The sequence below is a fragment of the Sphingomonas sp. genome (genome assembly GCF_035998645.1).
Taxonomy (GTDB): Bacteria; Pseudomonadota; Alphaproteobacteria; order Sphingomonadales; family Sphingomonadaceae; genus Sphingomonas.
Map to the genome: position 1 here is coordinate 387,705 of NZ_DASYHL010000004.1, position 25,920 is coordinate 413,624.

Below are 25,920 nucleotides of genomic sequence, written 5' to 3' on the forward strand. Positions count from 1 at the left end.
CAATTTCTCCCCCCTCCCGCTTGCGGGAGGGGTCGGGGGAGGGCCTGTAACAATCGAGGACGGCCCGTGTGGACAGGCCCTCCCCTAGCCCCTCCCGCAAGCGGGAGGGGAAACTGGCTTACGCCTCGGCGGCCATCTTGGCGGCCTTGGCGACGACGTCGTCGATGCCGCCGACCATGTAGAAGGCCGATTCGGGCAGATGGTCATACTCGCCGTTGACCACGGCCTTGAACGACTTGATCGTGTCTTCGATCGCGACGAACTTGCCGGGGATGCCGGTGAAGACTTCGGCGACGTGGAACGGCTGGCTGAGGAAGCGCTGGATCTTGCGGGCGCGGGTGACGGTCAGCTTATCCTCTTCCGACAGTTCGTCCATGCCGAGGATGGCGATGATGTCCTGCAGCGACTTGTACTTCTGCAGCGTCGACTGGACGGCGCGGGCGGTCTCGTAATGCTCCTGACCAACGACGCGCGGCTCGAGCACGCGGCTGGTCGAATCGAGCGGATCCACCGCCGGATAGATGCCGAGTTCCGAGATCGCACGGTTGAGAACCGTGGTCGCGTCCAAGTGGGCGAACGAGGTTGCAGGCGCCGGATCGGTCAAATCGTCCGCGGGCACGTACACGGCCTGCACCGAGGTGATCGAGCCCTTGTTGGTCGAGGTGATGCGCTCCTGCAGCGCGCCCATGTCGGTCGACAGGGTCGGCTGATAGCCCACCGCCGACGGGATGCGGCCGAGCAGAGCCGACACTTCCGCGCCCGCCTGGGTGAAGCGGAAGATGTTGTCGACGAAGAACAGCACGTCCTGGCCTTCGACGTCGCGGAAATATTCGGCGATCGTCAGGCCCGACAGTGCGACGCGTGCGCGCGCGCCGGGAGGCTCGTTCATCTGGCCATAGACCAGCGCGACCTTCGAGCCTTCCGACTGGGCGTTGCCGTCGGCGTCCTTGGCGATCACGCCGGCGTCGAGGAATTCGTGATAGAGATCGTTACCCTCACGCGTGCGCTCACCGACGCCCGCGAAGACCGAGGTGCCGCCATGGCCCTTCGCGATGTTGTTGATCAGTTCCTGGATAAGAACCGTCTTGCCGACGCCGGCGCCGCCGAACAGGCCGATCTTGCCGCCCTTTGCATAAGGCGCGAGCAGGTCGATGACCTTAATGCCGGTGACGAGGATCGAGCTTTCGGTCGACTGGTCGACGAACAGCGGCGCTTCGGCATGGATCGGCGCGCGCATGTCGGTGGCGACCGGGCCGCGCTCGTCGATCGGCTCACCGATGACGTTAAGGATGCGGCCGAGCGTTGCCGGACCGACCGGAACCTGGATCTGCGCGCCGGTGGCGGTGACTTCCTGGCCGCGGGTCAGACCCTCGGTCGCGTCCATTGCGATGGTGCGGACGGTGCCTTCACCCAGATGCTGCGCGACTTCGAGCACGAGGCGCTGGCCGTTGTTGCTCGTTTCAAGCGCCGAGAGAATGGCGGGCAGTTCTCCGTCGAACGCAACGTCGACGACCGCGCCGATCACCTGCGCGATGCGGCCCGTGCCGGACGCGGCGACGGGTGCCGTCGCGGTGGTGCCGGTAGCGGCCTTGGGCGCGCGCGGCTTGCGCGCGGGCTTGTCTGCGGTGGGGGCTGCGGTTGCCATGTTCTTCAAGTCCTTGCTTGGCGAATGCGATCAGGGTTGCTGGGAATTGCCGTCCATCGCCTCGGCCGGGGCCGTAGCGGAGGGGCGGCGGAAAGTCACGGTCAGGGTGCGGGCGGCATCGCCCTTGGCCAGTGCAATGGCGACCGGCGCGTCGCCGATCTTGCCATCCGCATCGGCTTCCTTGGCGATGGCGTCGAGCGCGCCTTCGTCCTTGATGCCATATTGGAACAGGAAGGCGCGGACGATGTCGGTCAGCCGCTTTTTGGCGGTTTCGGCATTGGCATCGTCGGTCAGCGACAGGGTGAAGGCGATGCTGTCGATCGCCTCCGCATCCGGGCCGGTGACGGCGACGTTGCCCGTATTCGGCGTCTTCGCGTCGGACTGGGACAGGGTAATGTCCGCGCCCTTGGCCGCGAAACCATCGCCAGCCGCGGCATAGCCGCCGATGCGATAGCCATATTGGTTGAGGCGGCCGATCGTCTCGGTCGGGAAGCCGAACATGCGGTCCCATCCCTTGAGATCCGCCGCCGCGTCGCGCGCCGCCGCCTCATTCTGCGCAAGCGTCGGCTGCTCGGCAGGCTGCTGGTTGCAGCCTGCGAGCGCGGCGGTCGCGCAGAGGAGAAGGAGTGCGGCGCGCATAACGATTACAGTGCCTCGGCGCCCGAGATGATCTCGACCAGTTCGGTCGTGATCGCGGCCTGACGCGCGCGGTTATACTGGATCGACAGCCGCTTGATCAGGTCGCCCGCGTTGCGCGTGGCGTTGTCCATCGCGGTCATCTTGCTGCCCTGTTCCGACGCAGCATTCTCACGCATCGCGCGGAAGAGCTGGATCGCGACGTTGCGCGGCAGCAGGTCGGCGAGAATCGATTCCTCGTCGGGCTCGTACTCGGTGACGGCAGCGCCTTCCTCGACCACGGCGACTTCCGGGATCTTGACCGGGATCAGCTGCTGCTCGGTCGGCTCCTGCGTCAGGACCGACTTGAAGTTCGAATAGAACAGGTGCGCGACGTCATATTCGCCGGCTTCGAACCGCGCGATCAGGTCGTCGGCATAGCCGCGGGCGTCGGCAAAGCCGAGCTTGCCGAGGTCGCCGGGCTCGATCGAGTGGACGAAGCTGTTCGGGTAGAGCCGGTTCAGCACCGCGCGGCCCTTGCGGCCGATGGTGTAGAATTTGACCGTCTTGCCCTGCGCGATCAGCTCGCCGGCGCGCTTGCGGGCAAGGCGGGCGATGTTGGTGTTGAACGCACCGGCCAGACCCTTGTCGCTGGTCGCGACGACGAACAGATGCACCTGGTCCTTGCCGGTGCCCGCGAGCAGCGGCGACACGCCGGGGCCGCCCGCGACCTTCGACGCGAGGCTGGCGACGACGCTTTCGAGCCGCTGCGCATAGGGACGCCCGGCCTCCGCCGCTTCCTGCGCGCGGCGCAGCTTTGCGGCGGCGACCATCTTCATCGCCTTGGTGATCTTCTGGGTCGACTTGACCGAGTTGATCCGGACTTTGAGTGCCTTGAGAGAGGCCATACTTCTTTCCTATCGGTCGCCCCGGCAATGACCGGGGCCGCTCTCGGTGAGAGCAACATGGCGGCCCCGGCCTTCGCCGGGGCGACGCATGTTACGCGAACGTCTTGCCGAATGCGGCGAGCGCGTCCTTGAGCTTCGCCTTGGTGTCGTCGCTCAGATCCTTGCTGTCGCGGATCGCGGCCAGGATGTCGGCGTGCTTGCTGCGCATCTCGGCGAGCATCGCGGCCTCGTAGCGGACGACATCGTTCACTGCGACGCTATCGATATAGCCGTTGGTGCCAGCGAAGATCGACACGGTCTGCTCTTCGAACGGCAGCGGCGAGAACTGCGGCTGCTTGAGCAGCTCGGTCAGGCGCGCGCCGCGGTTGAGCAGCTTTTGCGTCGAAGCATCGAGGTCCGAACCGAACTGCGCGAACGCGGCCATTTCGCGATACTGGGCCAGCTCGAGCTTGATCGAGCCCGACACCTTCTTCATCGCCTTGGTCTGTGCCGACGAACCCACGCGCGACACCGACAGGCCGACGTTGATCGCCGGGCGGATGCCCGCGAAGAACAGGTCGGTTTCAAGGAAGATCTGGCCGTCGGTGATCGAGATCACGTTGGTCGGGATGTACGCCGACACGTCGCCTGCCTGCGTTTCGATGATCGGAAGCGCGGTCAGCGAGCCCGAGCCATTGTCTTCGTTCAGCTTCGCCGCGCGCTCGAGCAGGCGGCTGTGCAGATAGAAGACGTCGCCGGGATAGGCTTCACGACCCGGCGGGCGGCGCAGCAGCAGCGACATCTGGCGATAGGCGACGGCCTGCTTCGACAGATCGTCATAGACGATCACGGCGTGCATGCCGTTGTCGCGGAAATATTCGCCCATCGCGCAGCCGGTGTACGGTGCGAGGAACTGGAGCGGGGCGGGGTCCGATGCGGTCGCGGCGACCACGATCGAATATTCCATCGCGCCGTTTTCTTCGAGCGTGCGGACGAGCTGTGCGACGGTCGAGCGCTTCTGGCCGACGGCGACGTACACGCAATAGAGCTTCTTGCCCTCGTCGGTGCCGGCGTTGACGGTCTTCTGGTTGATGAAGGTGTCGATCGCGACAGCCGACTTGCCGGTCTGACGGTCGCCGATGATCAGCTCGCGCTGGCCACGGCCAACCGGGACGAGCGCGTCGATCGCCTTGAGGCCGGTCTGCACCGGCTCATGCACCGACTTGCGCGGGATGATGCCCGGCGCCTTCACTTCGACGCGCGAACGCTGGTCGGAGACGATCGGGCCCTTGCCGTCGATCGGGTTGCCAAGGCCATCGACCACGCGGCCGAGCAGACCCTTGCCGACCGGAACGTCGACGATGGTGCCGGTCCGCTTGACGACGTCGCCTTCCTTGATCTCGGAGTCCGAGCCGAAGATCACGATACCGACGTTATCGGCCTCAAGGTTCAGCGCCATGCCCTGAACGCCATTGGCGAATTCGACCATTTCGCCCGCCTGGACATTGTCGAGGCCGTGGACGCGCGCGATGCCGTCACCCACGCTCAACACCTGGCCGGTCTCGCTGACCTCTGCTTCGGTGCCGAAATTGGCGATCTGGTCCTTGATGACCTTCGAGATTTCTGCGGCGCGGATATCCATTGCGTTTGCCTTCAGCCTTTCATCGCGTGCGCGAGGGAATTGAGACGGGTCTTGATCGAGCTGTCGATCATCTGGGAGCCGATCTTCACGACCAGCCCGCCAAGGAGCGAGGGATCGACCGACAGGTCGACCGTGACGTCGCGGCCAACGCGGGCGCGCAGCTGCGTCTTGAGTTCTGCCACCTGTGCGGCGTCGAGCGGATGGGCCGAGGTGACCGCTGCGGTCACTTCACCGCGATGGCGCGCGGCCAGCGTGCCGAAGTCGCGGATCATGCCGGGCAGCGCCGACAGGCGGCGGTTGTGCGCCAGCACGCCAAGGAAACGGGTGGTGAGCGGATCGAGCTTCATCGCACCGGCAGCGGCGGTGACGCCACGGGCCGCCTGATCGCGACCGAGCAGCGGGCTCTTGGTCAGCGCCGCAAAGTCGGCCGAATCGGTCAGCGCTTGGCGGACCGTCGCGAGACTCGATTCGACCGTTGCGATCGAACCGCCTTCGCGCGCCAGATCGAACAGCGCGGTCGCATAACGACCGCTTAAGCTGGCTTGGATACCGCCGGAATTATCCACGGACGCGTGTTTCCTCTTGGACTAGCAGAAATGGCCCCATGGGGATTCGGGGGCATGCCGTCCGGCACCCCCGATGGGTTGGCGCGCGCCTAGCAAAGGGGGCCAAAGGATGCAACCTGTGTGACCATGTGATGACCGCGGCGGTGGCGCAACGGGGTTGCCCAAAGTGGGAACGGGTGCGAAACCGCCGGCCGCAAATGCATTTAGGGGGAATGCCATGCCATGGACGCCGACCCGTGTCGCTGTGTTGCTCGCAGCCATGACCATGACCGCGCCGACCGCTTTGGCGGAAAGCGCGCGGATGACCGGCCGCTTCGCCGCGCCCTATCGCGACGCCGCGATGCTCGATTCGCTGCGCGTCGGCCGGATCGCGGGCGAGGACGGGATGCAGCTGGGCTTGGCGATCGAGCGCGCGCTGGCGCGGCCGGATATTGAGGGGCGGACGCATTTCGATCTGGTCGGCGGGCGCGGCAGCGATGCCGATGGCCTGCTCAACGGCAATGTCGTCACCGGGGTTCAGGAAACGAAGTTCAAGCGCAAGGAAAAGGAGTGCGTCGAGCGCGAGGGGGGCAAGCGCGACCGCAAATGCCTGAAGGAAGAAGAGGTCGAGAAAGACTGTACCCGCCGCGTGATCAACGTGAACGCCGACCTGCGCCTCGCCGGGCCGGACGGGCGCGTCCTTTATAGTGTGTCACGCCCGCGCCGCGACGAGACCAGCTGGTGCCGCGGACAGAACCCGTCGCGCACCACCGAAGAGGCGATTCGCGGCATGATCATCGACATCGCCGAAAATGTGCGGCGCGACATCGTGCCGTCGGTGGAGGATTATTCGATTCGCTTCCGTGAGAGCACGCGCGGCCTGCCCAAGCCGCTGGAGCGGCCGTTCAAGGATATCGTCAAGCGGACCCAGCGCGATCTGCGCGCCGCATGTGCAGCATGGGCGGCGATGGACGTGGAGGCGCCGAACCACCCGTCGATCACCTTCGACCTTGGCCTGTGCGCCGAATCGGCCGGGGAGTATGACAAGGCGCTGACGTTCTATCGCCGCGCGGCGCCGCTGATCGGGCGGGGCGGGAATGACGCGACGGCGGGTGCGGAGCGTGCGCAGCGGCTGATCGACGGGCGCGACGATGAGGCCGCACGACGGCGCGGGCGCGGGCCGGGGCGGCGGTAATCGACTTCTCCCCCCCCTGCACGCAGGGAGGGGGAGAGTTACTTAGCCCCGGCGCTGACCCTGGCCGCCATTGCCGCCGCTGCGCTGGCCACCACCGGCGCCAGCAGGACGCGGGGTGAACTTCTTCTTGCGCGGGCCGTAGAAGCGCGGCTTGTCGCCTGCACCGGCACCTTCAGCAGCGCGCGGGGCGGCGGTGCCGAGCGTCTCGCGACGCTCACCGGCAGGATTACCGCGCGGGCCGCGATCGGCGCGCTGGCCGGCGCGGTGATGGGCGTTGCGGTCGGCCATCGTCCGTCCGTTGCGGCCGTTCATCTCGTCACGGCTGACCGGGATCGGACCGCGGCTCGACTTGATACGGGCCGATTCGGCGAGGAAATCCTCGGGCAGCGGCTGGATCGCGACTTTTTGGCGGATCAGCTTTTCGATGTCGCGGAGATACGGCCGCTCGTCATCGGCGCAGTAGCTGATGGCGATGCCGGTCGCGCCGGCGCGCGCGGTGCGGCCGATGCGGTGGACATACTGATCCGGGACGTTGGGGAGTTCAAAGTTGAACACGTGGCTGACGCCCGAGACATCGATGCCGCGCGCCGCGATGTCGGTGGCGATCAGCACCTTGACCTTGCCCGACTTGAACTCACCCAGCGCACGTTCGCGCTGCGGCTGGCTCTTGTTGCCGTGGATCGCGTTCGACGCGACGCCGCTGGCGGCCAGCAGCTTCACGACGCGGTCGGCGCCGTGCTTGGTGCGGGTGAAGATCAGTGCGCGGTCGATGCTCTCGTCACGCAGCGCGATGGTCAGCAGCGACTGCTTCTCCGCCTGATTGACGAAGGTCACGAACTGCTCGACGCGCTCGGCGGTGGTGGCGACCGGGGTCACCTTCACTTCGACCGGGTCCTTGATGAACTGGGTCGCGAGGTCGCGGATCGACTTGGGCATGGTCGCCGAGAAGAACAAAGTCTGGCGCTTGCTGGGCAGCTCGCGGACGATGCGCTTCAGCGCGTGGATGAAGCCGAGGTCCATCATCTGGTCGGCCTCGTCCAGCACCAGGATCTCGATCCCGAGCAGGATCGCATAGCTCTGTTCGATCAGGTCGACGAGGCGGCCCGGGGTTGCGACGATGATGTCGACGCCGCGCGCCAGATCGGTCTTGTTCTTGTGGATCGAGGTGCCGCCGAACACGGTTGCGACCGACAGCTTGGTGCCCTTGCTATAGTCGCGGGCGCTCTGGGCGATCTGGCTGGCCAGTTCGCGGGTCGGCGCGAGGACGAGCATGCGGCAGCCGCGCGGCTGCGCCCGCTTGTTCGATGCGACGAGGCGCTCGATCGAGGGGAGCATGAACGCGGCGGTCTTGCCGGTGCCGGTCTGGGCGATGCCGAGCAGGTCGCGCCCTTCGAGCAACGCCGGGATCGACTGTGCCTGAATCGGGGTCGCGTTGGTATAACCCTTTGCCGACAGCGCAGCGAGGGTGGTCTCGGACAGGCCGAGGGTATTGAACTGAGTCATGAATTCTCTTTGCAGAACGGCCAGCGCGCATGCGGAATGCGCGCGCGCAGGCGGGGTCACAGGCACCCATCAAAGTAGTACTTTGATGGGACCCAAAAATGACGACCCGCGTGATATGGGAAGCCGAGCAATCAACCGAGGCGGAGCCGGAGCCGCAGGATGAACCCCGGCCCGATCACGCTGCATAACGCCTCGCTGCGCCGCGATATGGCAGCAGGGTTGCCATAAGTCAAGATGGGGCGGGCTGGCTAGTCCGCCAATGGCATCAGGATCAGCGTGATCCGGTCGTGGCCGACGGCGATGTCGAGCGTTTCGCCGGCCACCACGTCGATCGGCGCCGGGAAGCTGTGGAGCAGTTGCAGCCAGCCGCCGTCGGTGGTGCTGGCCGGGTGGTTTTCGAAGGCGATGCCGTCCCACAAATCGATGTGCATCCACTGGACGATGCCGATGGCGCGGCCGCTGGCGGTGACGGGGATGCGGAGCCGGGCGAGCGTCGCGTCATGCTTGTGCTGCGTCAGGTCGAGGCGGACCAGTTCGACATCGTCGGACAGGCGGTTCCAGGCGGTCATCGTGCCATGCACCGGCAACCGCTGTGGCGCGAAGCTGGTGAAGGGCGACAGGTCGAAGCCCGAGACCTGTCCGACAAAGGCATAGTCGGCGAGGGAATCGCTGGCGACGAGGCAGCCCATGGCGGTGGCGGCGCGGGGGATCACCACGGCGTCGGGGGCGAGGAGGCGGCGATGGGCGTCCTCGAACGTGTCCAGCACCTTTTCGGTCAGCAGGTCGCTCGACAGGATTTCGGAGACGAGGATGTCGGCCGGGGCATCGAGTTCGGCGCCGACGGCGAGGTCGGTCGAGGGCTTGGCATGCACGGTAATGCGGTCGGCATAGCCGTTATGGGCGACGATCTGTTGCGCCATTTCGGCGATCATCGGCTCCATCTCGCACGCCACCACGTTGCGCGCCCCGGCCCGCGCGGCCATCAGCGAGAGCAGGCCGCTGCCGGCGCCGATGTCGAGGACGCGGGCTTGCGGGCCGGCCACCGTCAGCGCGGCCTTGAGCGCGGCTTCGAACGCGTCGTTGCGCGGCGCGTCGTTCATCATCGGGATGTGCCAGAAGGGCACCGCGGCCGAGCCGAGCCGCCGCAACTGATGCTGAAGATGCAGGTTGCCGGGCTGAAGCGTCAGCGCCCGCCGGAACTGGCGGATCGCGTCGAGCGTGCGGCCCGCATCGGCCAGCGCGACAGCGAGGTTGCCGGCGGCGATCGGATTGTCGGGGTCGAGCGCACAGGCCCGTTCGAGCGCGACGATCGCCGCTTCGGTGCGGCCGAGCCAGTGCAGCGTCAGGCCCTGTTCGTGCAGCGCGATGGCATGATCGGGTTCGATCGCCAGCAATTCGCCCCAGGCGGCGAGCGCGTCTTCGGCGCGGGAGAGGCGACCGAGCAGGCCGGCGAGCAGCGGCAACACGTCGGTCGCGCGATAGTCGAGCGCCAGCACGTTGCGGTAGCCGGCCTCCGCGCCCTCAAGATCGCCGCGTTCGTGCAACGCCATCGCCGCGGCAAGCGCCGCGCGCGCCTCGGCCAGGCGATCAGGGGAAGCGGTGTCGGTCACGCGGTCGTCCTTACCATATCGATCGTCCGACGCACCCGCCGATGCGCCGATCATCGCCACTAGCCGATCTTGCGGCGATTGCGATTCGCGATTGGCAGGGGGTGGGGGCGGGGAAGGGGTGGCCGGGCGGCGGATCGGCGAAGCTGACAAAGTTACGCGAAACGCGGTTCATCCTGTCAGCTTCGGACGGATTTTGCGCGGTGACGGCGGGGCGGGGCTGACGAAGCTGACAAAAATACGGGTGTGTAAGGCGGGTTGTCAGGTTCGCGCAGGGGGCAGCCGAGGTCCTGCGGCGGGGCGATCGACGGGGTCAAAGAGCGGTCGGGGTGTGACTGGGGGAGGAGAACATATCGGGTCCAACATTGCAAGGGGATTGGATGTTGGCCGTGCGTGATCGGGCACAGGGCCAATGAACCCGTCGTTTACCTTCACGCCGGGTTCCTGCTACATTTCGGCTCGGGCCGTGGGCGGGGGTGAAGATGGAGCGTGGCAGCGGCGGTTTCGTTGGCGGAATTGGGCAGAACATTATTGCTTCAATCTGCACAACGTTGATTGGCGCCGGTTGCGTCGCGGCGGGCCTGACCAAAAGCGGAGACGCCGGTTCAACCGAAAACTGGCCGATCTGGGTCGTCGCGATCGGCGCGGCGTTGGCCATGGGCGGTGGGTTCAATTCGCTGCGACTGTGGCATGAACGCCGCCGCAGGCTGGCGGCGGTCGGTAAGGCGAGCGGCGAGCGAATCACGCTGATGATCGCGCGGCTGGACGGTGATACACGCGACCTGAAGCGCCGTGAAGTAGATGATGCAATCCGGCGGGTGATGGGGCGGGACGTCGAGGTGGTTACCTGGCCGGACACGCTTGCCGTGCCGGATGGGCGCGACGTCGATCGAGCCGTCGCCGCTCAGCGGATCGCGCAGCAATGGTTGCAGCAACGAAACGCCGATTTGCTGCTGCATGGCTATGTCAAAGCGGACCGCGCCTTGTCGCTGGCGTTCATATCGCGCGACGATAGCGGGGAGCATCGCAGCTATGCATTGAGCGAGGACAAGTTCGAGCTACCCGCCGAGTTCGGCGATGACCTCGCCACAGCGCTGGCAGCACGGATCGCGGTGGAGGCTGCGCCAGCCTATCACGGCAACGTTCAGAATGCCGTGCTGGAACGCGCACTGCGCCGGCTTGAGCCGGTCGCGGCGCGCCTTGTGGCGGGAACGGCCTTCGCAATGGTTCAGGTAAACCTCGGCACAGTGCTGTGTGCCTTAGGCGAACGACGCAGCGGCTCTGCCTTGCTGCAGCGCGCTGCGGACGCGTATCGCGCGGCGCTGCGGGTCTATACCGAGGCGGACATGCCCGCTGACTGGGCGACGACGCAGAACAATCTCGGCGCTGTGCTGAAAGTGCAGGGCGAGCGGACTGGTGGGACGGCAGGACTGGAGCTGCTGGGGCAAGCGGAGAAGGCGTATCGCGCGGCGATGCGGATCTATACCGAGGAGGACATGCCCGCTGACTGGGCGATGACGCAGAACAACCTCGGCAATGTGCTGGAAGTGCAGGGCCAGTGGACGGGTGGCCCGGCAGGACTGGAGTTGCTGGCGCAAGCGGTGGAGGCTTATCGCGCGGGGCTACGGGTCCTCACTGAGACGGACATGCCCGCCCAATGGGCGATGACGCAGAACAATCTCGGCATTGTGCTGAAAGTGCAGGGCCAGCGGACGGGTGGTCCGGCAGGACTGAAGTTGCTGGCGCAAGCCGTGGAGGCGTATAGCGCGGGGTTACGGGTCCGCACTGAGACGGACATGCCCGTCCAATGGGCGATGACGCAGAACAATCTCGGCAATGTGCTGAAAGTGCAGGGCCAGTGGACGGGTGGTTTGGCAGGACTGGAGTTGCTGGCACAAGCGATGGAGGCGTATCGCGCGGCGCTGCGGGTCTTTACCGAGGTGGATATGCCTGCCCAATGGGCAATGACGCAGGGCAATCTCGGCAATGTGCTGGGGCTACAGGGTGAGCGGATGGGCGGGGCGGCAGGAGTGGAGCCGCTGGCGCAAGCCGTGGAGGCGTATCGCGCGGCGCTGCGGGTCTATACCGAGGCGGACGTGCCCACTGACTGGGCGATGACGCAGAACAATCTCGGCAATGTGCTCAACTTGCAGGGCCGGCAGACGGGCGGCCCGGCAGAACTTGAGCTGCTGGCGCAAGCGGTGGAGGCGTATCGTGCGGCTCTGCGGGTTTGTCCTGAGCCGGACATGCCCGTCCGATGGGCGATGACGCAGAACAATCTCGGCAGTGTGCTGCAAGTGCAGGGCCAGCGGACGGGTGGCGCGGCAGGACTAGAGTTGCTGGCCCAAGCGGAGGAGGCGTATCGCGCTGCGCTGCGGGTCTATGCCGAGGCGGAAATGCCCGCTGACTGGGCGATGACGCGCGAAAACATGGCGCTGTTGTTCAAAAGGCGTTCCGAAATGCCTGGTGTCAGCGACGCTTGCGGAGACCTGCGTCTGGCCGAAGCAGCCTTTCTTGATGCGCTGACCGTCTACACCTCTGACGATATGCCCTTCTATCACGACAAGGCCATTGCGGGGCTGGCGCGCGTCCGCGCCGCGATTGCCGAGCGTTGTGGCTCGCCTGCCTGAATTGCTCCACACGGTCTTGCGCGGCCCCGCCCCCTCACCCCGCAGCCTTAGCCAACTCCCGCGAAATCTGCACCGCCGCGTTCAGCCGCGCCCGTGGCGTCGCGAACGCGCGGGAGACTACCAGCTTCATGTCCGGGCGCAGCTTGGCGGTGCCGTCCAGCCGCTCGACATAGGCGAGCAGCCCGTCGACGCTGGGGATTTGTCTTGGTGGAAGGTGACCAGCGCTTCTTTTGAATAGCCCCCAAGCCCAAAGTCATCATCACGGGCTTGACCCGTTGGAAAATGTTCTTGAAATGTTCTCACCGCATTTTCAAGCGGGGCAACATGATTCGGGAACAGGATGACGCGCGGCGGCGCGCTTTTTCGATATGGGTGCGAACCGGGCGCCTTCCGCCGGCACGCAGTGCGAGCGGGATCGAGTTCAAATTCAATCCGTGGCACGATCCGGAAAACGGGCGTTTCACCTTCGCCGGGACCGGGCGCTATTACGGACGTGGCGGCGACAGGGCGAAGGACCAAGTCGGCCGGGGTCGCGGGAAGGTCGAATATGTAGATGATCCGTCCAAACCGCCGATCAGGAACATGGAAGAGGCCGACGCCTGGAGAGCCGCGGAACTGGCCAAACATGGCCACAAGCCGGGGTATCGTGAAGCAATAGAGGCGCGATATCTTCTCTACAAAAAGGCGTTTGCCCGGGACACTGAGGTGGCACCGACGCCGAATCCCGCCGCCGCAGAAAAGGCGACGATCGCTCAAAGCGTACCAAACCCACCCAGTCCACCGGGTCCTCCAAGCTCTCCCAGTCGTCCGGTGGGCGGGAACGGTGATACGCCGGTCCCGCCGAGACCGCGTAGCTTTGGTCGATCAGAGCAAGGCGCATTTACCCCAGGCCGGAGCGGGCGTTTCGCTGGGGGCGGAGCGACCGGCAGTTGGGATGAGCCGGGTACGCTGTCGCCGCAGCAATCGGTACCCGATGCAGTCGCCGATCCGGTCGGCCAGGCGACACCAACAGCTAACGCACGCCAATCGGAGGCGCGAGGCCGTCAACCGGTCGGCTCAGAGCGCTGGAGAAAGGTCGATCGTAACGGGTATCGCTATGAGATCGATGAGCAGAACCGGACTCGCCGGGTTTCAGGCGAGATCACGCTCAATCCGGAGCAAGGGCGTTCACCAACTGCACAGCGGGCAGCGGGCGGGGGTGATCGTCGCGAGACCGATCATGGCGGGCACTACATCGCGCGGCGCTTCAATGGACCTACCGAAGCCTTCAACCATTTTGCGCAGGATGCCAGCTTCAATCGTCGCGACTATGCGAAGCTGGAAAATCAGTGGGAGCGAGCGAAGCGCCAAGGGAAGCAGGTGCGCGTGAAGATCGTCCCGGTATATGAGGGAAAGTCGCAACGTCCTTCAGCACTCAATGTCTGGTTCTATATCGACGGGAAAGAGGGAAGTCATCAGCTCCCGAATGAACCGAAAGGAAGGCGAGATGTCAAACACCGAGACTGAAAGGCTGCTCAATCGAGTTTCGCAGCTACTGGCAGAGGATAAAGAGTATCCGCTTGAAGGCACGCTGCTCCATGCCGAAGTACGGCGTAATTCAGTGAGCCCCTCAATCTTCAAGGATCGCGGAAATCAGATTGTTTATCGGAGTCCCGACCTGAACCGGCTCGGCGATGCGCTGCTCGACCTGTGGGAAGCGCAGGAAGGCGAGGATCGCTGGGAAGAACTCCAGTACCTCGTGAAGGATGGCCGCTTTGAGGTCACCTTCGTCTACCCGGAAGACCTCGATCCGGACGAAATGTCGCTTGATCGGCGTGACAAGGTATTAAAGCAATATTTCGGTGACAAGCCAGTCGTTTACCCGGACTGGGACGATGAGGATAGTTTCGTTTATTGAGTTGGTGTGAACGCGCCCCCCTCACCCCGCCGCCTTAGCCAACCCCCGCGAAATCTGCACCGCCGCGTTCAGCCGTGCCCGTGGCGTCGCGAACGCCCGCGCCACCACCAGCTTCATGTCCGGGCGCAGCTTGGCGGTGCCGTCCAGCCGTTCGACATAGGCGAGCAGCCCGTCGACGCTGGGGAATTTGTCTTCGTGGAAGGTGACGAGCGCGCCCTTTGGGCCGACGTCGATCTTGGCGATGCAGGCCTTTTTGGCGTTCAGCTTGGCCTCGATCAGCAGCAGGAGGTTTTCGGTCTCCTCGGGCAGCTTGCCGAAGCGGTCGATCATTTCGGCGGCGAATTCCTCGATGCCGGCGCGGTCCTCGACATCGTTGAGGCGGCGGTAGAGGCCCATGCGCAGGTCGAGGTCGGGGACGAAGCCTTCCGGGATGAGGATCGGGGCGTCGACGGTGATCTGGGGCGAGAGGTCGCGGGGGCGGTCGCTGGCCATGCCGCCGGCCTTGGCGTCCATGATCGCCTCTTCCAGCATCGACTGGTAGAGTTCGTAGCCGACTTCCTTGATGTGCCCGGACTGTTCGTCGCCGAGCAGGTTGCCCGCGCCGCGAATGTCGAGATCGTGGCTGGCGAGCTGGAACCCTGCACCCAGGCTTTCGAGGTCGGAGAGGACTTTGAGGCGCTTTTCGGCGGCTTCGGTCATCTGCCGCTGGGGGGCGGTGGTCATATAGGCATAGGCGCGGGTCTTGGCCCGGCCGACGCGGCCGCGCAGCTGGTAGAGCTGGGCGAGGCCGAACTTGTCGGCGCGGTTGACGATCATCGTGTTGGCGCTGGGGATGTCGATCCCGGATTCGATGATCGAGGTGGAGACGAGCACCTCGTATTTCTTGTCGTAGAAGGCGGACATGCGCTCCTCGACCTCGGTCGGCGCCATCTGGCCGTGCGCGACGACGTAGCGGATTTCGGGTACGTCCTCGCGCAGGAACTTCTCGACATCGGGCAGGTCGGCGATGCGCGGGGTGACGAAGAAGGACTGGCCGCCGCGATAATGTTCGCGCAGCAGGGCTTCGCGCAGGACCACGGGGTCCCACGGCATGACATAGGTGCGGACCGCGAGGCGATCGACCGGCGGGGTCTGGATCACCGACAGCTCGCGCAGGCCCGACATTGCCATTTGCAGCGTGCGCGGGATGGGGGTGGCGGTGAGGGTGAGGACGTGGACGTCGGCCTTGAGGCCCTTGAGCCGTTCCTTGTGGGTGACGCCGAAGCGCTGTTCCTCATCCACCACGACGAGGCCGAGGCGCTTGAATTCGATGCCCTTGGCGAGGACGGCGTGGGTGCCGACGACGACGTCGAGCGTGCCGTTTTCGAGCGCTTCCTTGGTCGCCTTGGCCTCGGCAGCGGGGACGAGGCGGGAAAGGCGGCCGATGCGCAGCGGGAACCCTTCAAACCGGGCGACGAAGTTGGTGTAATGCTGGCGGGCGAGCAGCGTGGTCGGGCAGACGATCGCGACCTGATAGCCGGCCATCGCCGCGACGAAGGCGGCGCGCAGGGCCACCTCGGTCTTGCCGAAGCCGACATCGCCGACGACGAGCCGGTCCATCGGGCGGCCGGCGGCGAGATCGTCGAGGGTTTCGCCGATGGCGCGTTCCTGATCGTCGGTCTCGCTGAACGGGAAGCGGTCGACAAAGGCGGGATAGGCGCCGGGGTCGGGGTCGATCACCTCGCCCGGGCGGACGGCGCGGGCGGCGGCGGTGGCGATGAGTTCACCCGCGATTTCGCGGATGCGCTCCTTCATCTTCGACTTGCGGCGCTGCCACGCTTCGCCGCCGAGGCGGTCGAGGGTCGCGGCTTCTTCGGAGGAGCCGTAGCGGGTGAGGACTTCGAGGTTTTCGACCGGAACGTAGAGCTTGTCGCCGCCGGCATAGGAGAGCGCGACGCAATCGTGCGGTGCCTTTTGCACCGGGATTTGCGTGAGCCCTTCGTAGCGGCCGATGCCGTGTTCGGCGTGCACGACGAGGTCGCCTGGGGAGAGGGTGGCGAGTTCGGCGAGGAAGGCGTCGGTCGATTTCTTGCGCTTGTTGCGACGGATCAGCCGGTCGCCGAGCATGTCCTGCTCGGTCAGCAGCGCGATGTCGGGCGCGGTGAAGCCGTGGTCGAGGGGCAGGACGATGAGCGCGACATTGGCGGAATCGCGGCCGCCCGCTGCCGCGCCCAGCGCCTCCTGCCAGCCGTCGGCCAGCACGGTGCTGGTCAGGCCGTGGTCGGCGAGCAGGCCCTTGAGGCGCTCGCGCGAGCCGGTGGAGTAGCTGGCGAGGATCGGCTTCTTGCCCGTCTTGCGCAGCCTGGCGAGGTGGTCGGTGACGGCTTCGTAGATGTTGCTCTGTGCCGCGCGTTCGGGGGCGAAGTCGCGGGGGCCGTCGACGTTGAAGTCGAGGACGGTGGCTGATTCCGGCTCGTGGAACGGGGTGGCGAGATGCGCGCGGGCGGATTTGAGGCGCGTCTCCCACTCGGCGGGGAGCAGGTAGAGCTGGTCGGTGCCGAGCGGGCGGTAGCTGCCGGCATCGGTCGACTGGGCGCGGACGCGGTTGGCCTGATAGTCGGCGATGGCTTCGAAGCGGGCTTCGGCGGCGCCGGCGTCACCCGCGTCGCGGACGACGACCGCGCCGGCGGGGAGGTGGTCGAACAGGGTTTCCATCCGCTCTTCGAACAGCGGGAGCCAATGTTCCATGCCGGCGAGGCGGCGGCCGTCGCTGATCGCTTGGTACAGCGGGTCGCCGGTGGCGGTGGCGCCGAACTTCTCGCGGTAACGGGTGCGGAAGCGCTTGATCGTGTCTTCGTCGAGCAGGGCCTCGGAGGCGGGGAGGAGGGTGAAGCCGTCGACGCGGCCGGTGGTGCGCTGGTCGGCGGGGTCGAAGGTGCGGACGCTTTCGATCTCGTCGCCGAAGAAATCGAGCCGCAGCGCCTGGGGCGCGCCCGAGGGGTAGAGGTCGACCAGCCCGCCGCGCACCGCGAACTCGCCGCTGTCATGGACGGTGTCGGTGCGGACATAGCCGTTGGACGACAGCAGGGTCGCCAGCTTGTCGAGCGAGATGCGCTCGCCGGGCGCGAGGCGCGCGGTCATCTGGCGGATGCGGAAGGGGGTGAGGGTGCGCTGGCTGGCGGCGTTGACGGTGGTGAGGATCAGGCGCGGTTTGGTGGTGGTCGTCTGGAGCGCGGACAGCGCGGCCATGCGCTCGGCCATGACGCGCAATGTCGGGCTGGCGCGGTCATAGGGGAGGCAGTCCCAGGCGGGGAACTGGACGACCTCAAGCTCCGGCGCGAAGAAGGTCGCGGTGGAGGCGACCGCGCGCATCGCGGATTCGTCGGGGGCGATGTACACCGCGCCGCTGGTCGAGGCGCGCGCGAGATCGACGAGCAGCCAGGGGAGGAAGCCCGTGGGGACGCCGGACAGGGTCAGCGGGGTCTTGGCAGTGAGGATGCGGTTGAGGTCGGGCATTGGGTTCTTCTTTAGCCCCTCTCCTTCAGGGGAGGGGTTGGGGTGGGGCCTATCGGCATAGACCCCGGTCTCGGTGAGACATGCACTGCCCCACCCCCAACCCCTCCCCTGAAGGGGAGGGGCTTTAGTTATCGGGCGATCGGCACGTAGTTCAGCGTCTTGAGCGCGGCCATGATCGTGCCCTGATATTCGGCCGGGACCGGCTGCATCCCCATCGCCCAGGCCATGATGTCGACATCCTGTTCCTCGAGAAGCGCTTCGAACAGTTCGATTTCGGCATCGGTCCAGCCGGCGTGATGCGCGTCGAAGAAGCCGCCGATCATCAGGTCGGCTTCCTTCACGCCACGGTGCCAGGCGCGGAAGCGGAGGCGTTTGATGCGGGTTTCGCGGTCCATGGGTTCCAACACAGATTAGCCGACGGCGCGAAATTGCGCTGTCGGCTGGGGTGGGTTTAAACCCATTTAGGCCCGGGGCGGGCGAATTGCCAGCGGGCCGCATCTTCCCCTTCGGACAGGGCGTCGCGGCGCATGGCGCGACGCGGGGGAGGATGATAGTCAGGCCGCGATGCGTCCCGAAGTGCTCAATCCCCTCTTTGCCGAAGTCACCGTCCTCAAGGGCGTGGGACCGCAACTGGCCAAGCCGCTGGAGCGGCTGGGGCTGGCGCGGGTGGTGGATGTCGCCTTTCATCTGCCGAGCGGGTGGATCGACCGGCTGCCGCGCGAGGAACTGGATCAGGCCGATGTTGGGCGGACGATCGCGATCCAGCTTACCCCGGTGAATTATCGCATGAGCGGAAGCGCGCGGGCGCCGGCGCGGGTCGAGGCGACTGATGCGCGCGGCAATTATGTGACGTTGGTGTTCTTTGGCGGGAATAGCGGCTGGGCGAAGAAGCAGCTGCCGCTGAATGAGGCCAAATGGGTGTCGGGGCGGCTCGACCAGTACGGGCAGGAACTGCAGATCGTGCATCCCGAGATCGTCGCGCTGAGCGAGCCGCGGCCGGGCGGGCGCGAGGCGATCTATCCGCTGTCGGAGGGGATGACGTCGAAGCGGCTGGCCGATTTTGCGGCGCAGGCGGTGGCGCGCGCGCCGGAGCTGCCCGAATGGATCGAGCCGAGTTTGAAGGAAAGGCATGGCTGGCCCGAGTGGCGCGAGGCGCTGGCGCGGATCCATGCCGATCCGGCGGATGCCAAGGCGCGCGATCGGCTGGCCTATGACGAGGTGTTCGCCAATCAGCTGGCGCTGATGCTGGTGCGCGGCGCGGCGCGGGCGAAGAAGGGGCGGGCGCTGGCCGGCGACGGGCGGCTGCGCGATGTGCTGCACCTGCCCTACACGCCGACGGGCGCGCAGGCGCGGACGATCCGGGAGATCGAGGGCGATATGGCGCAGCCACGCCCGATGCTGCGGCTGCTGCAGGGCGATGTCGGTGCGGGCAAGACGTTGGTGGCGGCGATGGCGCTGCTGATCGCGGTGGAGGCGGGCGCGCAGGGGGCGATGCTGGCGCCGACCGAGATCCTGGCGCGGCAACATTATGAGACGTTGCGCAAGCTGTTCGCCGGATTGGGCGTCGAGATCGCCATCCTCACCGGGCGCGACAAGGGGCGGGTGCGTGAGGCGACGCTGATGGGGGTCGCGGACGGGTCGATCGACATTTTGATCGGCACGCATGCGATCTTTCAGCAGGGGGTCGAGTACCGCGATCTCGGCCTCGTCGTGGTCGATGAGCAGCATCGCTTTGGCGTGGCCGAGCGGATGATGCTGCAAGCCAAGGCGAAGACCGCGCCGCATCTGCTGGTGATGACCGCGACGCCGATCCCGCGCACGCTGCAGCTCGCGACGCATGGCGAGATGGATGTCAGCAAGCTCGACGAGATGCCGCCGGGGCGGATGCCGATCGAGACGAGCGTGATCAGCGAGGAGCGGCTGGAGGAGATCGTCAACGGCCTCGCCCGGCATCTGTCGGGCGGGGGGCAGGCCTATTGGGTGTGCCCGCTGGTCGAGGAGAGCGAGAAGACCGACCTGGCCGCGGCCGAGGCCCGGGCCGAGGCGCTGCGCGCGCGGTTCGGGGAGCGGGTGGGCCTCGTCCATGGTCGGATGAAGGGGCCGGAAAAGGACGCGGTGATGGCGCGCTTTTCCGCTGGCGAGCTGGGCGTGCTGGTCGCGACGACGGTGATCGAGGTGGGGGTCGATGTGCCCAACGCGACGCTGATCGTGATCGAGGCGGCGGACCGGTTTGGCCTCGCCCAGCTTCACCAGCTGCGCGGTCGCGTGGGGCGCGGCGGGGGGCGGTCGGTGTGCGTGCTGCTGCGCGGGGGCAGCTTGAGCGAAACATCGCGCGCGCGGCTGGCGCTGATGCGTGAGACCAATGACGGGTTTCGGATTGCCGAGGAAGATCTGCGGCTGCGTGGTGCTGGCGAGATGCTGGGGACGCGGCAATCGGGGGAACAGACCTTCCGGCTGGCCCCGCCCGAGAAGTTCGCCGAGCTGATCGCGGCGGCGACCGCCGATGCGCGGCTGCTGGTCGATCGCGACGGTGGGCTGGACGGCGCGCGGGGGCAGGCGGCGCGGGTGGCGTTGTATTTGTTTGAGCGGGATGCGGCTGTGGGGTTGTTGCGGGCGGGGTAGGGGCGTTGGCTGGCAGCGAAAGCTGCTGACCGGGGGCTAAGGACCTCGAAACGAGCTTTGCCCTAGATCGACTTGGATTTTGGGTTTGCTCCGGAATTAGCAGCGACCAGCCAGCCTAGAATTATCGGCACACAGCCCACAAGATACCCACCGAAATTGACTGTCAGCGAGTCCGACAGATGCCATGTCGGGCCTATGCCGATTTGAACGATCATCAACAGGATCCACGCGCCTGAAAGAGCGGCGTCGCGCAGGCGATGATAGGTGATGATAGTCAGAATGATCGACGGCACCAAAGCAACAAGGAAGCAAAGGACATCGGGAACGCCGATGAATACTCCCGCAATTGCGAGCCAAGATGCAAGCATGAGCCCAATCGACGCAGCTCGATAGCGGGAGCGTTCAGCAAAGGCTGCGGGATGCAACTCCATGGTTCATCGGATAGCTGGCCGAACGCGCGCTTTCTACCCATTTCCGTCAGTCGTCACCCCGGCCTTGTGCCGGGGTCCACCGGGAGGCGGGCGCGGGGCTTGAGGTTGGAGCGCTGCGCTTGGGGAGGGGTGGACCCCGGCACGGGGGGGCGGGGTGACGATGGGGGTGTGGCGGGTGGTGTCAGCTATCCTCCCCCGCCAGGGGGAGGTGGCGTCCCGGACTTGTTCCGGGACGACGGAGGGGGAGGACGGCTGCGGCCTCACCCCTTAGGCCGATACCCTTCCTCCCCCTCCGTCACGCATGCGCGTGCCACCTCCCCCTGGCGGGGGAGGATTGGGAAGGCTGGCGGTCTCGGTGAGACTTTACTGCCCCACCCCAACCCTCCCCTGAAGGGGAGGGGCTTAAGAAAAATCAGCCCGCCTTCAGCATCTGCGCGAGGAGTTCGTAATAGCTTGCCAGATCGACCGCGCTGTCGAAGCTCACGCCGATCCGGCCGCCGAGCGCCCAGCGGATTTCGGCGGGGGCGACGCCGACCACCGGGAGCATGACGCGCAGGCGGTCGCCCTCGGCAAATTCATGTTCGCACCGCGCCATCAGGCCGTGGGGGGAGATGTTGACGATCAGCAAGGTGCGCGGCTGGGCGTCGGGGCCGAAGGCGCGGGCGCGGTAGTGGACTTCGTCGCGCGCCATCGTCCGGCGATCGGTGTCGGCCGCGGTGTCCCGGACGATGGACGAGAATTGAAAACTCATACTGGCCCCCACCGACTCGTGGCTCGATGTCGATATGGGTAACCGCAATGGCGTAAACAGCCCGGCAACCGGGATGGTTACCAGTCGTTACTTAGGTATTCTTACGGGTGCTGAAGCAGGCCGTGGTGCTTCTTGCCCGCCGAGACGCGCACGTCAGCGCCGCTGACGGTGACGGTCGCGGCTTCGTCGCTGACCTTTTCGCCGTCGATGCGCGCGCCGCCGCCCTTGATCAGGCGGCGGGCCTCGCCCTTGGACGCGGCAAATCCGAGGCCGACGAGCGCGTCGACGACGCTAATTTCGCCGCTGACCGACAGGGTCGGGAGCGCGTCGCCCGAGGTGCCTTCCTCGAACGTCTTGCGCGCCGTTTCCTCGGCGGCGAGCGCGGCGTCGCGACCGCGGCACATGGCGGTGGCTTCGGTGGCGAGGATCTTCTTCGCCTCGTTGATCGCGGCGCCCTGCAGCGCTTCGAGGCGAGCGATTTCGTCCAGGGGCAGGTCGGTGAACAGGCGCAGGAAGCGGCCGACATCGCGGTCGTCGGTGTTGCGCCAGAATTGCCAGTAATCGAAGGCGGGGAGCGCGTCTTCGTTGAGCCACACCGCGCCCGACATGGTCTTGCCCATCTTCCCGCCGTCCGCCGTGGTGATCAGCGGGGTGGTGACGCCATAGACCTCGGTCCCGTCGACGCGGCGCGACAATTCGATGCCGTTGACGATGTTGCCCCACTGGTCCGACCCGCCCATCTGCAAGCGGCAGCCGGCACGGCGCGACAGCTCCAGGAAGTCATAGCCCTGGAGGATCATGTAGTTGAATTCGAGGAAGCTGAGCGACTGTTCGCGGTCGAGGCGCAGCTTGACCGAATCGAAGCTGAGCATCCGGTTGATCGAGAAATGCTTGCCGATGTCGCGCAGGAACGGGATGTATTCGAGCTTGTCGAGCCAGTCGGCATTGTCGACCATCACTGCGTCGGTCGGGCCGTCGCCGAAGGTGAGGAACTTCTCGAACACCGTCTTGATCGACGCGACGTTGGCCGCGATGACCTCGTCCGTCATCAGCTTGCGCGCTTCGTCCTTGAAGCTGGGGTCGCCGATCTTGCCGGTGCCGCCGCCCATCAGCACGATCGGCTTGTGCCCGCTCTGCTGCATCCGGCGCAGCAGCATGATCTGAACGAGGCTGCCGACATGCAGCGAGGGCGCGGTGGGATCAAAGCCGATATAGCCGGGCACGATCTGCTTGGCCGCGAGCGCGTCGAGCGCAGTGGCGTCGGTGACCTGGTGGATGTAGCCACGGTCGGACAAGGTGCGGAGCAGATCGGAGGTGTATTCGGTCATGGTGCGCGGGCGGTTAGCATGGAGATCGAGTTTTGCAAAAGTATCGGCTGATCCCGCACCCGGCGATGCCCCATCCCGCGATCACTTTGGATGTGGAAGTCACCCGGCTGGACGGGGGCGGCCTGCGCCTTTGGTATGTTGTGGCAGGAGCGATCGAGAAGCTCCGCGTTCCGAAGTGGGGCGAACCGGCGCGTGCCGATGGCCTATGGCAGGCAACCTGCTTTGAGGCATTCATCCGGGACGGCGACGGCACGGCGTATGACGAGGTGAACCTCACGTCTTCCCGGCAATGGGCGGCCTATAGTTTCGACGCATATCGCGCAGGGATGCGCCAAAAGGACATGCTCGAACCGGAGATTAGCGTCGCTAGCTGGGCGGAAACTCTCGCGGTCGGTATCGATCTTACCGCGATCCCGCCGGGAAGATTGTGGGTCAACCTCACCGCCGTGATCGAAGAAACCGACGGCACCAAATCCTATTGGGCGCTGGCGCATCCAGGGGAGAAGCCGGACTTTCACCATCCGGACGGGTTCGTGCTGGAGCTTCCCGCCGCACCGTAATCGCCACGACCACAGATCGTTGCAATTGCAAACCATCTGTGCGCCGCACGAATAGTTTCACCGCATAACTGTTATTGACAAGAACAATTCCGGATGTGAGTAATATCGCACCGCCGATCGCCAAGAATCGCGGGTGACAGGGGAGTGTGAACATGGGCCGAGGGACTTCGCGCGCGCAGGGGCGTGCAGCATCCAGCATCGCCGCGATTGCGGCTTTTTTGAGCTTTACCGCAGCCGCGCCGGCACTGGCGCAGGAGAGTGCGGAGGAGGCGACTCCGGCGGCGGAGGGCGAGATCCTCGTTACCGCGCGGCGCCGTGAGGAAAGCCTTCAGGATACGCCGGTCGCCATCTCCGCGTTCAGCGCAGAGACGCTGCAGGAACGGCAGATCACCCAGACGCAGGACCTTGAGCGGATCACGCCGAGCCTGCAGTTCAAGCCGGCCGGCCAGCTGTCGGGCAACAGCGCGTCGTCGGTCGTGTTCATCCGCGGCGTCGGTCAGGTCGATCCGACCGCGGCGGTCGATCCGGGCGTCGGCGTCTATCTCGACGAAGTCTATCTGGGCCGCGCCGTGGGTGGCGCGATCGATTTCGGCGATATCGCGGGGGTTGAAGTGCTGCGCGGGCCGCAGGGGACGTTGTTCGGTCGCAACACGATCGGCGGCGCGATTCTGGTGCGCACGCAGCAGCCCAAGCTGGGCGAATTCAGCGGCCGGGCGCGGGTGCGTGGTGGTAGCGAGAACCTGATCGAGGGCTTTGGCGTCGTCAACGTGCCGCTGGGCACGACTGCGGCGGCGCGCGTCTCGGGCGGATTCCGCAAGCGTGACGGCTATGTGATCCGTGCGGTCGATGGCCTCGACCTGGGTAACGAGAACCGCTTCTCGCTCGCCGCGTCGTTGCTGTGGGAGCCGTCGAGCGACTTCGACCTGTTCCTGCGCGCCGATTACAGCAAGCAGGATGAGAATGGCGCGCCGTTCACCTTTGCCGGGATCAACGAACAGGCACCGGTCGCGGCGATCGCCAGCGTGGCAGCAGGCTGCCCCGGCGCGACGATCCCGTTCGCGCCGCTGGTGCCGGGTGACCCGCGTTTTGGTGCGCCCAACGTGCCGATGGTCAACGATATCCGCTGCGCCAACGACCTGCAGAATCGCGGGCCGTATGTGAATGGCGGCACCGCGCCGGTTGAGAGCAATTCGGAAGTGTGGGGCCTCGCCGCGACCGCCAACATCCGGCTGACCGATGTCGCGTCGGTCAAGCTGATCACCGCGTATCGCGAGACCGAGTCGCGCGGCATCCGCGATGGCGACAACACGCCGCTGCTGCTGATCACCACCGATGTCGCCGCGCAATCGGCGCAGTTCAGCCAGGAGGTTCAGCTTCAGCTCGACTTCGGATCGGTCAATGCGATCATCGGCGGCTATTATTTCAACGAAGTCACCGACGAGCGCGCGACGGTGCCGCTCGCCTTCCCGCCCTCGCCGCCGGTGATCGGATCGCTGCTGGCAGGCGGGCCGGGGTCGCGCGACCTTCAGATCTCGCGGCTCAAGACCGATTCGGTCGCGGTGTTCGGCGAGCTGGCCTGGAACATCACCGACGCGCTCGAGATCAGCGGCGGCCTGCGCTATACCAGCGACCGCAAAAATTATCGCGGGACCGTGCTGAACCTGTTCCCCGCGACCCTGCCCGATCCCAGCCCGCTGCCGACGCTGGCAACATCGCAGGGCGGGCCGCTGTTCATCTTCAACCGCCCGTTCCAGCAGGATTTCTCGGCGCTGACCGGTTCGGCGAGCATCCAGTATCGCTGGAACGACGCGATCAGCACCTATGCGTCCTATGCCAAGAGCTTCAAGTCGGGCGGCTACAACACCCGCTACAACGCGGCGCCGACCGGCAATTTGCCGGTGCCGTTCGCGGAGGAAAGCGTCACCAGCTACGAGATTGGCGCCAAGACCAATATCGGGCGGCTGCGCCTGAACCTTGCCGCGTTCCAGGCCGAGTATCAGGACATTCAGCTGATCTTCCGCCAGGGCGTCGTGCCGCTGCTGTTCAACGCGGGTGAGGCGCGCATTCGCGGGCTGGAGGCCGAGGCAAACCTGCGCACGCCATGGGGCCTGATCTTCGACGCCGGCATCAGCCTGCTCGATGACCAGATCAAGAGCATCACCCCGGTGCCCGGCGCGACCGCGACGGTGACGCCGAACGACGATCTGCCCTTTACCCCCGACGTGCAGGCCAATTTCGGGATCAGCTATGCGATCCCGCTGGGCGGCGACATGAAGCTGACGCCGCGCTTTGACGGCAGCTACCAGTCCAAGATCACGTTCATCACCGGCAGCATCCCGCTGATCGAGGAGAATGGCTATTTCGTCGGCAACGCGTCGCTGACTCTCAAGCTCGGCAACGGGATCGAGGTCAGCGGCGGCGTCAATAATCTGTTCGACGAACTGTATCTGATCCAGGGCAACGCGTCGCTGGCGACACTGGGCTATGCCGAGCGCATCTTCGCCCGCCCGCGCAGCTGGTATGTGCAGGTGGCGGCGTCGTTCTGATCATCCGAGACTGAAGGAATG

The 25,920-nt window shown here is 65.9% G+C and carries 19 protein-coding genes; 7 read left to right on the forward strand and 12 right to left on the reverse strand.

The genetic code is table 11. The features are described from left to right. Positions 1 to 118: 118 nt before the first annotated feature. From atpD to VGN66_RS11325, 5 genes are all read right to left on the reverse strand, one after another. Complete coding sequence (gene atpD / locus VGN66_RS11305; protein ID WP_224923565.1) at positions 119 to 1,645, reverse strand: F0F1 ATP synthase subunit beta; 1,527 nt, start codon at positions 1,643 to 1,645, stop codon at positions 119 to 121. A 30-nt stretch (positions 1,646 to 1,675) separates the two neighbouring features. Beyond that, the gene (locus VGN66_RS11310) at positions 1,676 to 2,284 is read right to left on the reverse strand and encodes a hypothetical protein (RefSeq protein ID WP_327518917.1); all 609 of its coding nucleotides are present in this window, start codon (positions 2,282 to 2,284) and stop codon (positions 1,676 to 1,678) included. Positions 2,285 to 2,289: 5 nt separating this feature from the next. Next, positions 2,290 to 3,168: a F0F1 ATP synthase subunit gamma gene (locus VGN66_RS11315; protein ID WP_327518918.1), complete on the reverse strand. Its 879-nt coding sequence runs from the start codon at positions 3,166 to 3,168 to the stop codon at positions 2,290 to 2,292. A 91-nt stretch (positions 3,169 to 3,259) separates the two neighbouring features. Beyond that, entirely contained in the window at positions 3,260 to 4,789 is a 1,530-nt protein-coding gene (gene atpA, locus VGN66_RS11320; protein WP_327518919.1) for a F0F1 ATP synthase subunit alpha, read from the reverse strand. Between the two features lie 11 nt (positions 4,790 to 4,800). Then, positions 4,801 to 5,355 (reverse strand): F0F1 ATP synthase subunit delta, encoded by a 555-nt coding sequence (locus tag VGN66_RS11325; protein ID WP_327518920.1) that lies wholly within the window; start codon positions 5,353 to 5,355, stop codon positions 4,801 to 4,803. A 259-nt stretch (positions 5,356 to 5,614) separates the two neighbouring features. On the opposite strand from VGN66_RS11325, the gene VGN66_RS11330 reads away from it, so the two are divergent. After that, positions 5,615 to 6,529, forward strand: coding sequence for a hypothetical protein (locus tag VGN66_RS11330; protein WP_327518921.1), 915 nt, complete (start codon positions 5,615 to 5,617; stop codon positions 6,527 to 6,529). 42 nt (positions 6,530 to 6,571) lie between these two features. On the opposite strand, the gene VGN66_RS11335 is transcribed toward VGN66_RS11330, so the two are convergent. Further along, the gene (locus VGN66_RS11335) at positions 6,572 to 8,032 is read right to left on the reverse strand and encodes a DEAD/DEAH box helicase (RefSeq protein WP_327518922.1); all 1,461 of its coding nucleotides are present in this window, start codon (positions 8,030 to 8,032) and stop codon (positions 6,572 to 6,574) included. 248 nt (positions 8,033 to 8,280) lie between these two features. Next, positions 8,281 to 9,696 carry a tetratricopeptide repeat protein gene (locus tag VGN66_RS11340; protein ID WP_327518923.1) on the reverse strand — a complete coding sequence of 472 codons (1,416 nt, stop codon included), beginning with the start codon at positions 9,694 to 9,696 and terminating at the stop codon, positions 8,281 to 8,283. A 425-nt stretch (positions 9,697 to 10,121) separates the two neighbouring features. Here VGN66_RS11340 and VGN66_RS11345 point away from each other — a divergent pair, with 425 nt between their 5' ends. The 3 genes from VGN66_RS11345 to VGN66_RS11355 all read left to right on the forward strand — a co-directional run bounded on the left by VGN66_RS11345 (position 10,122) and on the right by VGN66_RS11355 (position 14,166). Then, positions 10,122 to 12,269 carry a hypothetical protein gene (locus VGN66_RS11345; protein ID WP_327518924.1) on the forward strand — a complete coding sequence of 716 codons (2,148 nt, stop codon included), beginning with the start codon at positions 10,122 to 10,124 and terminating at the stop codon, positions 12,267 to 12,269. Between the two features lie 267 nt (positions 12,270 to 12,536). Continuing rightward, positions 12,537 to 13,775: a DNA/RNA non-specific endonuclease gene (locus VGN66_RS11350; protein ID WP_327518925.1), complete on the forward strand. Its 1,239-nt coding sequence runs from the start codon at positions 12,537 to 12,539 to the stop codon at positions 13,773 to 13,775. Beyond that, the gene (locus tag VGN66_RS11355; RefSeq protein WP_327518926.1) at positions 13,756 to 14,166 is read left to right on the forward strand and encodes a hypothetical protein; all 411 of its coding nucleotides are present in this window, start codon (positions 13,756 to 13,758) and stop codon (positions 14,164 to 14,166) included. The genes VGN66_RS11350 and VGN66_RS11355 overlap by 20 nt, the downstream gene beginning before the upstream one ends. A gap of 21 nt (positions 14,167 to 14,187) precedes the next feature. Here VGN66_RS11355 and mfd read toward each other — a convergent pair whose 3' ends face one another. Together mfd and VGN66_RS11365 are read right to left on the reverse strand one after the other, a co-directional pair. Then, a complete protein-coding gene (mfd, locus tag VGN66_RS11360; protein WP_327518927.1) occupies positions 14,188 to 17,661 on the reverse strand; it encodes a transcription-repair coupling factor in 3,474 nt (1,157 codons plus the stop codon). A gap of 128 nt (positions 17,662 to 17,789) precedes the next feature. Then, entirely contained in the window at positions 17,790 to 18,056 is a 267-nt protein-coding gene (locus tag VGN66_RS11365) for a succinate dehydrogenase assembly factor 2 (protein ID WP_327518928.1), read from the reverse strand. Between the two features lie 169 nt (positions 18,057 to 18,225). Between VGN66_RS11365 and recG the strand changes: the two genes are divergently transcribed. Beyond that, the gene (gene recG, locus VGN66_RS11370) at positions 18,226 to 20,283 is read left to right on the forward strand and encodes an ATP-dependent DNA helicase RecG (protein ID WP_327518929.1); all 2,058 of its coding nucleotides are present in this window, start codon (positions 18,226 to 18,228) and stop codon (positions 20,281 to 20,283) included. 62 nt (positions 20,284 to 20,345) lie between these two features. Here the strand turns inward: recG and VGN66_RS11375 are convergent, their stop codons facing one another. From VGN66_RS11375 to tyrS, 3 genes are all read right to left on the reverse strand, one after another. Then, complete coding sequence (locus VGN66_RS11375) at positions 20,346 to 20,714, reverse strand: hypothetical protein (RefSeq protein WP_327518930.1); 369 nt, start codon at positions 20,712 to 20,714, stop codon at positions 20,346 to 20,348. Between the two features lie 412 nt (positions 20,715 to 21,126). Beyond that, the gene (locus VGN66_RS11380) at positions 21,127 to 21,465 is read right to left on the reverse strand and encodes a PilZ domain-containing protein (protein ID WP_327518931.1); all 339 of its coding nucleotides are present in this window, start codon (positions 21,463 to 21,465) and stop codon (positions 21,127 to 21,129) included. A 101-nt stretch (positions 21,466 to 21,566) separates the two neighbouring features. Then, on the reverse strand, positions 21,567 to 22,793 hold the full coding sequence (tyrS, locus tag VGN66_RS11385) for a tyrosine--tRNA ligase (protein ID WP_327518932.1): 1,227 nt from the start codon (positions 22,791 to 22,793) through the stop codon (positions 21,567 to 21,569). A 32-nt stretch (positions 22,794 to 22,825) separates the two neighbouring features. Here tyrS and VGN66_RS11390 point away from each other — a divergent pair, with 32 nt between their 5' ends. Both VGN66_RS11390 and VGN66_RS11395 read left to right on the forward strand, forming a co-directional pair. Then, positions 22,826 to 23,353, forward strand: coding sequence for a DOMON-like domain-containing protein (locus VGN66_RS11390; RefSeq protein WP_327518933.1), 528 nt, complete (start codon positions 22,826 to 22,828; stop codon positions 23,351 to 23,353). A gap of 152 nt (positions 23,354 to 23,505) precedes the next feature. Continuing rightward, positions 23,506 to 25,899 carry a TonB-dependent receptor gene (locus VGN66_RS11395; RefSeq protein ID WP_327518934.1) on the forward strand — a complete coding sequence of 798 codons (2,394 nt, stop codon included), beginning with the start codon at positions 23,506 to 23,508 and terminating at the stop codon, positions 25,897 to 25,899. The last annotated feature ends 21 nt before the right edge of the window (positions 25,900 to 25,920 follow it).

Coding starts and splice junctions, on each gene's coding strand:
- VGN66_RS11335 (WP_327518922.1), bottom strand. CDS start 8,032: ATGACTCAGTTCAATACCCTCGGCCTGTCCGAGACCACCCTCGCTGCG.
- VGN66_RS11355 (WP_327518926.1), top strand. CDS start 13,756: ATGTCAAACACCGAGACTGAAAGGCTGCTCAATCGAGTTTCGCAGCTA.
- tyrS (WP_327518932.1), bottom strand. CDS start 22,793: ATGACCGAATACACCTCCGATCTGCTCCGCACCTTGTCCGACCGTGGC.
- VGN66_RS11315 (WP_327518918.1), bottom strand. CDS start 3,168: ATGGCCTCTCTCAAGGCACTCAAAGTCCGGATCAACTCGGTCAAGTCG.
- mfd (WP_327518927.1), bottom strand. CDS start 17,661: ATGCCCGACCTCAACCGCATCCTCACTGCCAAGACCCCGCTGACCCTG.
- VGN66_RS11340 (WP_327518923.1), bottom strand. CDS start 9,696: ATGATCGGCGCATCGGCGGGTGCGTCGGACGATCGATATGGTAAGGAC.
- atpA (WP_327518919.1), bottom strand. CDS start 4,789: ATGGATATCCGCGCCGCAGAAATCTCGAAGGTCATCAAGGACCAGATC.
- VGN66_RS11330 (WP_327518921.1), top strand. CDS start 5,615: ATGACCATGACCGCGCCGACCGCTTTGGCGGAAAGCGCGCGGATGACC.
- recG (WP_327518929.1), top strand. CDS start 18,226: ATGCGTCCCGAAGTGCTCAATCCCCTCTTTGCCGAAGTCACCGTCCTC.
- VGN66_RS11345 (WP_327518924.1), top strand. CDS start 10,122: ATGGAGCGTGGCAGCGGCGGTTTCGTTGGCGGAATTGGGCAGAACATT.
- VGN66_RS11395 (WP_327518934.1), top strand. CDS start 23,506: ATGGGCCGAGGGACTTCGCGCGCGCAGGGGCGTGCAGCATCCAGCATC.
- VGN66_RS11380 (WP_327518931.1), bottom strand. CDS start 21,465: ATGAGTTTTCAATTCTCGTCCATCGTCCGGGACACCGCGGCCGACACC.
- VGN66_RS11365 (WP_327518928.1), bottom strand. CDS start 18,056: ATGGACCGCGAAACCCGCATCAAACGCCTCCGCTTCCGCGCCTGGCAC.
- VGN66_RS11310 (WP_327518917.1), bottom strand. CDS start 2,284: ATGCGCGCCGCACTCCTTCTCCTCTGCGCGACCGCCGCGCTCGCAGGC.
- VGN66_RS11375 (WP_327518930.1), bottom strand. CDS start 20,714: ATGGAGTTGCATCCCGCAGCCTTTGCTGAACGCTCCCGCTATCGAGCT.
- atpD (WP_224923565.1), bottom strand. CDS start 1,645: ATGGCAACCGCAGCCCCCACCGCAGACAAGCCCGCGCGCAAGCCGCGC.